This is a genomic window from Alteromonas sp. CH_MED4-4 (assembly GCF_037029575.1).
GTDB classification, from domain to species: Bacteria; Pseudomonadota; Gammaproteobacteria; order Enterobacterales; family Alteromonadaceae; genus Alteromonas; species Alteromonas macleodii.
On sequence record NZ_JAYMEU010000026.1, the window covers coordinates 19,902 to 31,836 of the forward strand.

Genomic DNA, 11,935 nt, shown 5'->3' on the forward strand with positions numbered 1-11,935 from the left:
GTGCGCTTTCGCATATTTTACACTACTTGGCCATTTGCATCTATCGCTGGCTGTCGGGTGCGTAATTTCTACCAACACATAGTGAAACCAAATTAACGTACTTGGCGTAACGACATTGTACATCTGGTTTCGCTCATTTCATCGGCGTACCGAAATTGAGCTCATTGGTAGAAGGATACTTCCATGGCAACATTAAATCTCAACGGGAGAGACGTCAGTCTTCCCGATGATCCACGAACGACTTTGTTAGATTTTCTCCACCAGCATTTATCACTTTTTGGCACCAAAAAAGGTTGTGACCACGGACAATGTGGTGCTTGTACCGTTATCGCTGACGGCAAGCGTATTAATGCATGCTTAGTGTTTGCATTCCAGTTAGAAGGCGCTGAAGTCACAACTATTGAAGGCATCGGTGAAGGTGAGAGTCTTCATCCGCTGCAAAAAGCTTTTATCGAGCGTGACGCGTTTCAGTGTGGCTATTGCACATCTGGTCAAATATGTTCAGGCGTATCCCTACTTAGGGAAATGAAAAATGAAGACCCTAGCGCAGTTACTTATAGTCAAACTCGTCACAGTAAAGCTTCATTGAAAGAAGATATCAGCGAACGCATGAGCGGTAACCTATGCCGCTGCGGCGCCTACCCTAATATTGTGGATGCTATAACCGATGTCATTGCTTTGGAGAGACAATAATGCAGCCATTCACTCTTCATCATTATAACGGCGAAAAGCCGTTGAGTAGCCTGCCCCTGGACACAAGATCACGTTTTTTGGCCGGAGGTACAAACCTAATAGATTTAATGAAACTACAGGTAGAAACGCCTAAAACATTAGTAAGTCTTGCGAAATGGGATAAAGCTAACACTATCAGCGAAGATGACAATTACTATTATATTGGCGCCATGGTGACTAATTCTGACTTAGCGAAGTTCGCTCACACGCAGCCCAATGTGTCTTTACTTGCGCAAGCTTTATTAAGCGGTGCAACAGTTCAACTTAGAAATAGGGCAACCACTGCAGGCAATTTGCTACAACGCACCCGCTGTTATTATTTTTACGACACCACAAAAGCCTGTAATAAACGAGAGCCAGGCACTGGCTGTAACGCATATAACAGCATGAATAGAATTCATGCCATATTTGGCACTAGCGAGAGCTGTATCGCCACACACCCTTCCGACATGGCCGTAGCCATGATTGCGCTTAACGCACAGGTACATACGCAGCAACCTGATGGCAAAACGCGTCGAATCGCGCTACGAGATTTCTACTGTGAGCCGGGCGAAACGCCGCACATAGAAACCCAATTAGACGAAGATGAACTTATCACCCATGTCAGCATAAAGAAAAAAGCAAACGGTACTCAGTACTATCACAAAGTACGCGACCGTTCTTCCTATGCGTTTGCACTCGTTTCTGTTGCGGCTGGATTGAAAATTGAAGATGGTCGTTTTAAAGACCTTTCTCTCGCCTTTGGTGGTGTGGGCACCAAGCCTTGGTATCCGCAAAAAGCAATCAGTGTTCTTGAAGGCGCGGAACCAACCCAAGAAGTCATATTGCAAGCCGCGGAAGCTGAGTTATCCGAAGCAAAAACGTTTGGCAGTAATGACTTTAAACCAGAACTATTGCGCAGGACGTTAACAAAAGTGCTTTTAGAGTTAGCAGAACATCAGGTAAAGCACCCAGGACATGAAGGAGCTTTATATGACAACGCATAATGCCAAAACTGTAGGGACGCCAGTTAATCGAGTTGATGGTTCAGCAAAGGTGTCAGGTCAAGCAAGGTACGCTGCGGAGCATATGAGCGATCGCACTCCTTTGATAGGCTGGGTTGTATCAAGTGATACTGCCGTAGGTAAAATCACATCCCTTAATACAGAGCAAGCGGAACAGGCCGAAGGCGTACATGCAGTTATCACGTATAAAAATGCAGGTACTCTTAAGCCATTTAGCAAGCCTGCAGATGAAAGCAGGTTTACTCAAAGTCGCGCCGTACTTAACGAACCTAACATTCGTCATTTCGGTGCGCCGGTCGCTCTAGTTATTGCTGATACGTTGGAGCAAGCACGCTATGCCGCAAGTCTAGTAACCTTCACCATAGACGGTGAAATACCAGATTTGCTGACAGAATTCGATGATGCAACGCAAAAACCAGCGTCGCTAGATGGTGGGTTTGAGGCAGATGCGTCTAGCGGTGATAAACCGCAGCAAAGTGATATCCAAGCAAGCATTAACGAAACTTATACTACACCCAGCCAAATCTCTGCTGCTATGGAGCCTCACGCCACGGTTGCCGACTTTAAAGATGGAAAGCTTGAGGTCTATTGTAGCGTTCAGATTATAGCGACGGCTGTTGAGGCGCTTGCGATTACGCTTGAAATGGATGAAGCAGACATCGTAGTGCAGAGCCCCTTTGTAGGTGGCGGGTTTGGCTCTAAGCTAGGTCTTCATTACGATGCAACGCTCGCTTGTATAGGGGCCAGGTATTTAGAGCGGGCTGTCAAAGTGGTGTTAAGCAGGCGTCAGGTCTTTTATAACACCCCTCATCGAGGGCACAGCATACAGAAAATCAGCCTTGCTTCTGGTGATGATCATGCACTGTTAAGCGTACAACACAAAAGCGCTATGCCAAAAGCCAAGGGCTATGAGTTTGCCGAAGCAACAGGGGCTGGCGCACGGGTTACCTATAAATCTCAGTTCATTGAAAGTACGCATAGGGTCAAAGACGTAGACCTGCCGCTTATCGACTCTACCCGTTCTCCTGGAGACGCCATTGGCTCCCTTGCTTTTGAATCGGCCATTGATGAACTTGCCCACGAAGCTGGTGTCGACCCGCTTACGTTTCGCATAAAAAACCTGCCGGTAGTTCACCCTATGAAAGGCACGCGGTTTACCACCCACAACTTAGGTGAGTGCCTTCGTCAAGGCGCGCAAAACTTCAAGTGGCAGCATAAAACACAGCCCACACCGGGTAAACAAATCGGCCATGGCGTAGCGAGTGCTATGCGTATGAATGTGCTGGTGGAAAGTTCCGCTGAAGTGGAATTGAGTGCTACCGGTGAGGTAACGGTTCGCACTGATATGACAGATATTGGTACAGGCACCTACACTATTCTCACACAAATTGCCGCCGATACTTTAAATACGTCGGTAGACAATGTCACAGTAAAACTCGGTGATAGCCGCTACCCTGCTTCATGTGGTTCAGGTGGCTCATTTGGCGCAGCAAGCTCTGGTTCGGCGGTTAAAAAAGCCTGTGAAGCGCTTATCGATAGCATAAAAAGTGCGTTGCCCCCAGCTCTTAGCCAAGCTGAAGTACAAATTTTAGATGGGCAAATAAAGTTAGTCTCGTTTGCACAAGGTGATGATGATGAAGTAAGTAGTCCGGTATTACTCGCCAACTTTATGTCCGACAGCGAATTCCCCATATCAGCAACCGGTAGCGTATCCGAAGATGACACCAGCGATGATGAGCAGTATTCATGTGGCGCTCATTTCGCGGAAGTAGAGGTAGATGAATACACGGGTGAAGTTAGGCTACTTCGCCAATACGGTATGTTCAGCGCGGGGCAAATCTTGAATATGAAAACAGCTGCATCTCAAATAAAAGGGGGAATGGTATGGGGCGCTGGCTACGCACTTACTGAAGGGATCTATCACCATAGAGACACGGCAAGCTTTGTAAATCCAGATTTTGGTGAATATCATGTGGCAGTCAATCGGGACATTGCCGAAGTTAGCCTGGATTTCTTACAAGAGGCAGATTATGCCGCATCGCCAGTGGGTGCAAAAGGTATTGGTGAACTAGGCATTACTGGAGCAGGCGCCGCCATCGCTAACGCAATTTATGATGCATGCAAAGTGAGAGTACGAGACTTCCCCATTACCATGGATAAAATAATCGCAGGTAAAAACTAAGCAAAAAAAGCGGCCTAACAAGGCCGCTTCACATTTTACTATTTCAAATGGCTATCAAAAAAGTCTACCGTTCGACGCCACGCTAGTTCAGCATCTTTGGGACTATAACGACTTGTTGAATCGTTGTGAAAGCCATGCTGTGCTTTAGCGTAAGTAAAGGCCTCGTACTCAGCAGCATTTTTTTCTAATACTACTTTGTATTCCTCCCATGTCGCATTCACTCGCTTATCGTTTTCAGCAAAGTGAATCAATAAAGGGCCTTTTACTTGATCGACTAAGGGCTGTTTCGCTGGGGTCCCGTAGAAAGGAACAGCAGCGTCCACCTTGTCAGGTATGCTGGCTGCTAGAAAATTAGCAATATACCCACCAAAGCAAAAACCTACTACACCAAGCTTGCCTGTGGTTTTTTCGTGCTCTTTTAACCACAGTGCTGCCGCTACCATATCTTGTTCTATCTTGTCCTTATCAAGGCTCTTTTGCATAGCACGACCATCGTCATCATTTCCCGGGTAGCCACCTAACGGAAACAGCGCGTCAGGTGCAAACGCTACATAGCCTTGCATAGCGAGCCTTCTGGCTACGTCTTTTATATAAGGGTTAAGCCCGCGATTTTCGTGTACCACTAAAACGCAAGGCGCAACGCCAGATTCCGGCAGACTAGTGGGCTGCACTAAATAACCGCCGCCTTCACCATGGCCTTTGGGCGAGGAAAAAACTTCGTAAGTCGCTTTAATTGCAGGGTCGTTAAACGAAACCTGTTCTGCTTTGGCATAGTCAGGGATCAGTGCGCCACCAATAGCGCTCACGGTCAAACCTGCAACTGAAAGCGAAGCAAGCCTGGTTAAAAACGTTCGACGGTCTATGTCCCCGTGGGCGTATTCATCGTACCAATCAAACGCTTCTTGAGGGATACTAAGTGATGCTTCTTGCGATAATTTTTGCGGTTTTGGGGTGTTGTTTCGCTTCATCTGTTTTAACCCTAATGTGGTAGCACAAACCCCGTGCTCCGAAAATTGTCGATAACATCTACTCTACGTGGGATAACTAAGAAAGCAAAGCGCAATTCATTTTTAAAACAATAACTATCTACGTCACATAGACTCAGAACCTTGTAACCACCAAGACGCGGCAACTTGAAGTGGCGAGGGGTCGTTAGTATCAGAGACCCAAACAACGAGGGCGTGTTTTTTGGCTTTTATATGAGTATTACTGGGCAAGGGCAGACTAGCCACATATTGCTGAGTATGAGCATTGTCGCCGTTGCTACTCAATAACGCGTTTTCATAATCGACTACTATAAAGTCGTGAGTGAGTTTACGCCCAGCGTTTTCTCCCCGCTTGACCGAGGTTTCTATGCCAAAGCCAATTAACGCAGCGTGAACAACTAGCGTGTTCGATGTACTTCTGTTGGTATTGTTGAAGGACACATCAACGATGTTGTTTTGAACCGAAGCATGAAGCGCACCAGACAGAGGGGCGACTCGGTTAGGTAACGACTGCCCCCGAAACCATCCATTCCAAGCACGACCATTTAAAGCAAAACCTGGCGTGGCAATGGTGTTTGCTTTGCCTACACGCTTGTAGTCTCGCTGCCGTTTACTAAAAGTACTGTCAGCAAATGGATCCTTCCAGCCTAGATAATCCCAGTAGTCCACGTGAAAGTTTATGGGAACCAGTTCTGTCCATAATTTATCGCTCTCTACAAACCCTGAAATCCATTTTTCCGCAGGCGGACAGCTGCTGCAACCTTGGGATGTATAAAGTTCCAAGACGATTGTTTGGTTGGGCGAACTGGTAAGTATAAAGGGCACGTCTGTTGATTCGGTCATGGCTACGTCTGTCGCTACGTCTGTTTCTAGCAGCGGCGTAGATGACAGCGTAGTTAATAGCGCTGATTCTGACGCTAGTGCATGGGCTGAACCTGACACTTTGCTTTCGTTAGAATGCAGAGTAAGGGCAGCTTTAACTATGGGGTTCGTTGTGGCTTGACTTGAAGCATTATCAACGTCGCTATTTGTAGATGTTGAAACCTTCGGTTTTTCCGGTTGCGCATTGATACGCCAGTCATAATCAATGAACCGCAGTTTATAATTCTTAGGAATAGGTTCGGCTAGATACTGGTTAATGTATTGAGGTAAGTCCTTTGCTTTTCCTGAAGCGACAAAGTCTTCAGTATAAAAATCGAGGATTTCCGAAACGTACACGCGCTTGCGTTCGTCATCAAAGTAAAAGTGTTCCTTACTCCCAAAGAACTCGCGGGTGGCTTGCTCAAGGGTGTCGTCTAAGGTTTCTGCGTAAAACGGCGTTTGCGGTAGCCTTGGGCAATCTTTTACCATGCAGTTAAGCGCGAAGTGGGCTCTGGGCTCGTTAAGCGGTCTAATTACATCGTTTTCAAAATCATATAAATTTGTGACTTTACCGCCAATCACCACATCGCGAAACTTGAAAAAAGCTGCTCGTGAAAAAAAACTGGTAAAGCCATCGGGAATACCTTTTTCAATGACACCGTACATGGCTAACGCATTATAGCTATTGATGTAATAGGCCATTATGGATTGTGGTGAGTCAAACAATTCAGGGGTCATTTCAGGGCTAGCAAAACTAATAAAATTAATGACGTTTTCGAGGGGCGCTATATCTTTAGATAACCCTTTGAAATCGGTTCGCCCCTGCTCATCTACATAGTGTTGGAGTACATATTCCCAGTCTTGCGATGCTTTTCGATAGGCTAGCTTAAGCTCTTTTATCGCTGCGGTTTCAACACTGTAGTCAATTATCTGCTTATCAGACGCCTGGCTACTGTTGGCAGCTGGTAAAATATACAACAGCAGCATGGACAAGATAATGGCTAACACACTCCCGAATTGAGGAAATCGGCGAGGCTTCATGATTTTCTCCTTACACGCTTTTGGCTGGATGGTGACGCTTGCCATTTGTACTAAGCGCATTTGCTGACAGCAAACTAGGTGTAGCTGTATCTGGGATTTCGCGAATGGGTATTACATTATTTTGTTTGTAACGTTCTCCCAATGGCTGGTACTGCTTTTTCTGCCCATGGCGGTCGGTATATGTCAGAGGTTTCAATATATGTTCATCGCGCTCGGCGTTGTGCTTGCACATAGAGATGGGACCATCTGCGGTCATAACCATGAATGAACACGCATCAATTCTGTCTTGCTGAAGGGCGTTGGCATCCATAAAATTTTGAACAAAAAACGACAGTTTGTGCACACGTCCTTTGCTTTTGAAAAGGCTGCTACGCATTTCAAACAGCTTCAATGAGGTCGCTTTTGCAAGCTTCCAAATCCACTTTGGCCTAGCAAGCAGTGCTTTACTGTAATCCCATATGATCTGTGCCGTGCCGTGCTGCCGGGTTGTTTGTATGTGCTTAAAATCCTCAATGAACTGCGCAAATAAGTGTGCATCATCAACGACGGAATAAACCTGTTTATCAGCCACTAACGTTGGCATGTAGCTATGACAGTCGTTATGCCCAATACGTACTTTTTCCCACGGCAGCGCTTTGCTAATTGTTTTTTCTATAGCGGCTTTCACCGTTACGGGGTCAATTACATCAGCTCTTGCTCCCCATTCCCCTCGGCCTGTTTCTGCCTGTAGCTGAAATGAGGCGAAACTTACGGCGTCTGCATGCTGCACAAAAAAATCCACCAGCATGGGCAATTCTTTGAAATTATCGGTGTGCACGGTGGTGTTAAAAATAATCATAAGCCCCAAGCCTTTGGCCCGTTCTATGTATTCTTCGCGAATAGCATTTAGCGATGCTTCATCAGGGAAACCTTTACGTTCTTGGGTGGTATCAACGTGAAAAGCGACATCGTTTAAGCCAACTTTAGCTAAAGCTGCAAGCAGGTCACGGGAAGCTGCAATACCGTTGGTAAACAGTGCAGTGTGTAAGCCGAGCTTATTGGCATATTCGACAATTTCAATTAGCTCGCTGCGCTTTCTTAACGTAGGGTCACCACCGGTTATTTGTACACTGGTACCAGGACCATAGTGAGGAAAGACATTGTCTAATCGCTTAATCACTTCTTGAATGGGAATGTCGCGAACCGCTTGCGAATGCTCAGATAAATAGCATAAGGTGCAATCAAGATTACACTTTTGCGTGATTTCAACAGCAACACAACCTATGGTGTGCGTGCGGCCCAGCAGCTGATTTGGGGTGAAATGTTCACCCATGCGTTTTTGGGTATGAAGAAGTTGTTGATTTCTAGTGATACCAGGGGAGCACGCCATGTCAATGCGCCTTTTTCGAACTACACAGTATCAACAAAGACCTATTACATATAAAAATACTTTCACGGCGTGCCGTTTTTTTGCACTAGTTTTATTGTCATGCAACGCACTCGCTTCTTCTGATACAACTGAAAACCAATCGCTATTCACAACAACGTCGACTTCGTTCGAAGAAGTAAAAAGCCGTGTTTTTTCAGATCCCTATTCGGCGCTACCGCAATATGCAGTGTCGCGGAAACACTTCGATGCTGACGGTGAAAACCTGCTGCTAAGTCACGCTAAAAGAACCCTTTCTTCCAACGCAAATTTTATAGAATTAGGTACCAAGCATAAGCTACTTCAAGCTAATGGTATTTGCTTCGCTGGCACATGGAAAATTAATCACAGCAGCCCTTACTCCGGGCTTTTTCAAGCACGCACAAACGTGCCGGTTATCGTAAGAGCGTCAGTCAGCTTAAGCGGCACAAAGCAGCGAGATAAGCGTGCTTTTGGTATGGCAATCAAGCTTTTCCCCAATACCCAAAGTACGGTTACTGAAAACATATTTTTAATGCACTCGCTGGGTGGCACTAAAACCCAGCACGTGGCCAACTTACCTATGACCAACGAGCCCGCTCTGGGCGAATTGCCGCCTTTCAGTCAATTACTCACCGCTTATCGCTTGGAAAGCGATCTTGAAGAAGCAGATCAAGCGTTTAGCGGAAAAAATGCGAATGCGCGTTTCAGATCTGTTTCACATTTGGCAGAAGTATTGCTCCCCAACGACGAAATAGCGAATAACGTGAGGCAAGGTCCTTACTGGCTAAAAGCGTCGTTAAAACCTGATACACCGCTAGTGAATAAAGATGATTTTAGGGATGAATTGTCGTTGCAGCATTACCCAAATAAGACGCTATCTTGGGTTTTATCTGCTGCCAATTTTAACGATGCAGGGATAGATAAAGCCCAATGGCAAGAGATAGGTGAAATGACATTGACTGAATCTGTGGCCTCCCTTACCTGCGACACGAAACTTCACTTTAATCACCCTGCAATCAAATGACGCTAAGCAATTCCGTTTAAATGGGTAAACCTCGCGTTAGAGTGTTTTTACTGCCTATTGAGATTACCGTATAGTGAGCAATGTTTTCATTGTTTTAGTATTAGTGTTGTTTCATGTCCGGTTCCTTTCGCAAGAACAGTCGCAAATACAGCCGCAGTATTCACTTGTGGCTGTCGCTGGTTATTTTTATTCCTGTGATCATTGTTATTGCGAGCGGTTTATTATTGCAGGTTAAAAAAGAATTCGACTGGATCCAACCACCAACACAAAAAGTGCAGAATACCCAAACCAACGGGCCTACGATTTCCTTCGACGACGTGCTACACGCTGTAAAACAAGTGCCTGAGGTTAATTTAAACAGCTGGGAAGATATAGACCGATTAGACGTGCGCCCCACAAAAGGCATCATTAAAGTGCGAGGGAAGAACCATTGGGAAGTTCAACTGAATGCACAAAATGGTGATGTACTTCAGGTTGCGTACCGACGCACAGACACCATTGAAGCTATTCATGACGGTAGTTGGTTCTTTGAGGGCGCTAAGCTATGGCTGTTTTTGCCCGCTGCCCTATTGCTTTTTGTGCTGTGGGTAACTGGCCTTGTCATGCTGTACACCACCATGAAAAGTAAATATCGAAAGAACAAATTTCGTCAGCCCTTAAACAACTCATAACGGATAAGTTATCGCCAGTTGAACACTTTCGCCCTGCGCAAATGCCGCTTTGTCATCGGCACTGGTGTAATACTGTTGATTGGTTAAGTTGCGCCAGCTAACTTGAAGCTGAACCCGCTCGTGTAACTGCCAATCAGCGCCCATGTCCAGCGTAAATACCTCATCAAGAGCTCGCTCTCCGTCAGCAATATCCGTCTTACTTGCACGATAGGCAAATACCGTAAAAAACCGCACAGCTTGCCATTGAACGCCTAAATCAAGCCTCTGACTGTTTGCAGGTATATCTGCGATGCTATTACCCAAATCGTCTTCACCGCTAATCCACATTCCGCTAAGTCGAGCGTCTATTGCGTCATTGTGCGATTGCCAACTAAGTTGATAGCTCACCCCCTCTATCGTTGCACTGTCTAAATTAGAATATTGAAGCACATCTTCAGCAACCATAATGCGTTCAATATAGTTATCAATTTTCTGATTAAACACCTCAATCGAGCCTTGCAGTTGCTCACTGCTGTAAGCAACACTGGCTTGCATATTTAACGCTTGCTCTGTTTCAAGTTTGAGGCTGCCCAACACAGTACCGCGAGGCGTTTCGCCAGCGAAGAAACGTTCAGTTAAAGAAGGATTTCGAAACGCGCTAGACACATACATACCGGCCGCCCAATGCTGAGAAAGCTGATAATTTGCGCCTAAATACCCGCTTAGATTAGTGTTAGTCTGAGCAGTGCTAGATTGGAATGTATTGGCATCTGAATCATCAGACTGGCGCTGCCAGTCAACCCGTGCGCCAAGGGCGAGCGACAAGCTTTGCCACTGTCGTGAGGCATCAGCAACCGCTGCGGTAGTAATCTCCCTTGCATCGAGAGTACGCACTTCATAGGCAAGCTCTGCTTCAAATGCGTTTGTTATGAAACGGGGCGATGTGGTGTCAGGTAACGCGCTTTCCGCTGGTGTTAATGTGAATTCTCTCTCATCTGCCACTACGCCGTCTCGACCAGTAACTTGCAGCTGCCAGTTCAAATCCCAGTCTTTCAGCTGCGTATCTGTGCTTATGTTAAACCCATAGTCAAACGCCTTGTTTTCGCTGTCGTTGATGCGGCTTTCTGGTCGCAACACCGAGGTTTCTAGGCTAGATTTATGCCACCAGACATTTCCAGTAAATAGATGACTTTCAAACGCTATTTTGCCAAGCCAGTGCGTGTTGTCCGGGTAGGTGGTTATTCTGCTTTCTGGGAAGTCACTGCTCGACTTACCAATGTCGTTATTATCAGAATAAAGCGTCCACGCCTCTTTTATGACGCTATCTACCGGCCTGTGTCTAACAAATAGCCCTGATTGTTCGAATTGATCAAACAGCGAGCCCCCATTCGCATCTTCTCCATTGTCGGCGCTTCTGTATGAAATGTTCCAGTCTGTCTCGCTCTCTTCAGTTAGGCTGTTGCTATTGTCTGCACGGCGTGTGCTGCCAGCATAGCTCAGCGCCTTCATTTGTTGATTGCTGCTGTAGCCAACGCGTAGGTGAGGCTTTTGAATTTCCCCAAAATGCAAGTTCACCGCGCCACCTATCGCTCCCGAGCCTAGGTAAGTGGAAGCGGCGCCCGGTAACACAGATACTGTTGAAATAAAGTCAGGTGGAATAAAGCCTATGCTAGACCCTGCCCGCCTGTCGCTCACAATCGGTACGCCGTCTAGCAGGGTTTGAATTCGCCACCGCGAATACCCTCGGATACTGATGCTTTGTATTTGCCCGCCCTGCCCATTTAACGACACAGAAGGAGATTGAAGTAAGACATCATTGGTATGTAACGGCGCTACTAGGCCACTTTTATCAAACTCATATTGCGGAAAAATGCGCGAAAGCGTCTCGTCGTAATAGGGTCGTGCAGCCGTTACTGTGTAGCGCTCTACCTCGTTGAGCGGTGCACCTTGGGCAACGCTAAAAGATGATGTAAGCAGTAAAGGTAGTGCAGCAATAGATACCGATAAACCAGACGAGGATTTAGAAGACACTGAAAAACTTGAATCTAGCAAAAAAGAAAACAATGAT

Annotated in this window: 9 protein-coding genes; 5 read left to right on the forward strand and 4 right to left on the reverse strand. The window is 46.2% G+C overall.

The annotated features are described in order from the left end of the window. Positions 1 to 183 precede the first annotated feature (183 nt). From WA381_RS16010 to WA381_RS16020, 3 genes are read left to right on the forward strand one after another with little or no spacing between them, the layout of a single operon-like run. Positions 184 to 693, forward strand: a complete 510-nt coding sequence (locus tag WA381_RS16010) for a (2Fe-2S)-binding protein (RefSeq protein WP_039228167.1) — start codon at positions 184 to 186, stop codon at positions 691 to 693. Continuing rightward, entirely contained in the window at positions 693 to 1,718 is a 1,026-nt protein-coding gene (locus WA381_RS16015; protein ID WP_156086725.1) for an FAD binding domain-containing protein, read from the forward strand. The genes WA381_RS16010 and WA381_RS16015 overlap by 1 nt, the downstream gene beginning before the upstream one ends. Continuing rightward, positions 1,705 to 3,918, forward strand: coding sequence for a xanthine dehydrogenase family protein molybdopterin-binding subunit (locus WA381_RS16020; protein WP_156086726.1), 2,214 nt, complete (start codon positions 1,705 to 1,707; stop codon positions 3,916 to 3,918). Before WA381_RS16015 ends, WA381_RS16020 begins: the two co-directional genes overlap by 14 nt. Before the next feature lie 38 nt (positions 3,919 to 3,956). On the opposite strand, the gene WA381_RS16025 is transcribed toward WA381_RS16020, so the two are convergent. The 3 genes from WA381_RS16025 to WA381_RS16035 all read right to left on the reverse strand — a co-directional run bounded on the left by WA381_RS16025 (position 3,957) and on the right by WA381_RS16035 (position 8,175). After that, positions 3,957 to 4,886: a dienelactone hydrolase family protein gene (locus WA381_RS16025; RefSeq protein WP_156086727.1), complete on the reverse strand. Its 930-nt coding sequence runs from the start codon at positions 4,884 to 4,886 to the stop codon at positions 3,957 to 3,959. Positions 4,887 to 5,009: 123 nt separating this feature from the next. Then, complete coding sequence (locus WA381_RS16030; protein ID WP_156086728.1) at positions 5,010 to 6,806, reverse strand: DUF1223 domain-containing protein; 1,797 nt, start codon at positions 6,804 to 6,806, stop codon at positions 5,010 to 5,012. Between the two features lie 10 nt (positions 6,807 to 6,816). Next, on the reverse strand, positions 6,817 to 8,175 hold the full coding sequence (locus WA381_RS16035) for a radical SAM protein (RefSeq protein WP_156086729.1): 1,359 nt from the start codon (positions 8,173 to 8,175) through the stop codon (positions 6,817 to 6,819). On the opposite strand from WA381_RS16035, the gene WA381_RS16040 reads away from it, so the two are divergent. Both WA381_RS16040 and WA381_RS16045 read left to right on the forward strand, forming a co-directional pair. Beyond that, entirely contained in the window at positions 8,174 to 9,217 is a 1,044-nt protein-coding gene (locus WA381_RS16040) for a hypothetical protein (RefSeq protein ID WP_156086730.1), read from the forward strand. The two genes, WA381_RS16035 and WA381_RS16040, sit on opposite strands and share 2 nt — an antisense overlap. A 113-nt stretch (positions 9,218 to 9,330) precedes the next feature. Beyond that, positions 9,331 to 9,888: a PepSY domain-containing protein gene (locus WA381_RS16045; protein ID WP_156086731.1), complete on the forward strand. Its 558-nt coding sequence runs from the start codon at positions 9,331 to 9,333 to the stop codon at positions 9,886 to 9,888. Here the strand turns inward: WA381_RS16045 and WA381_RS16050 are convergent. Then, on the reverse strand, positions 9,883 to 11,898 hold the full coding sequence (locus WA381_RS16050; protein WP_231506537.1) for a TonB-dependent receptor: 2,016 nt from the start codon (positions 11,896 to 11,898) through the stop codon (positions 9,883 to 9,885). The two genes, WA381_RS16045 and WA381_RS16050, sit on opposite strands and share 6 nt — an antisense overlap. Positions 11,899 to 11,935 lie beyond the last annotated feature (37 nt).

What these genes read in the sequence shown, in the direction of transcription:
- WA381_RS16045 (WP_156086731.1), top strand. Translation starts at nt 9,331, where the DNA reads ATGTCCGGTTCCTTTCGCAAGAACAGTCGCAAATACAGCCGCAGTATT.
- WA381_RS16040 (WP_156086730.1), top strand. Translation starts at nt 8,174, where the DNA reads ATGTCAATGCGCCTTTTTCGAACTACACAGTATCAACAAAGACCTATT.
- WA381_RS16020 (WP_156086726.1), top strand. Translation starts at nt 1,705, where the DNA reads ATGACAACGCATAATGCCAAAACTGTAGGGACGCCAGTTAATCGAGTT.
- WA381_RS16015 (WP_156086725.1), top strand. Translation starts at nt 693, where the DNA reads ATGCAGCCATTCACTCTTCATCATTATAACGGCGAAAAGCCGTTGAGT.
- WA381_RS16030 (WP_156086728.1), bottom strand. Translation starts at nt 6,806, where the DNA reads ATGAAGCCTCGCCGATTTCCTCAATTCGGGAGTGTGTTAGCCATTATC.
- WA381_RS16025 (WP_156086727.1), bottom strand. Translation starts at nt 4,886, where the DNA reads ATGAAGCGAAACAACACCCCAAAACCGCAAAAATTATCGCAAGAAGCA.
- WA381_RS16010 (WP_039228167.1), top strand. Translation starts at nt 184, where the DNA reads ATGGCAACATTAAATCTCAACGGGAGAGACGTCAGTCTTCCCGATGAT.
- WA381_RS16035 (WP_156086729.1), bottom strand. Translation starts at nt 8,175, where the DNA reads ATGGCGTGCTCCCCTGGTATCACTAGAAATCAACAACTTCTTCATACC.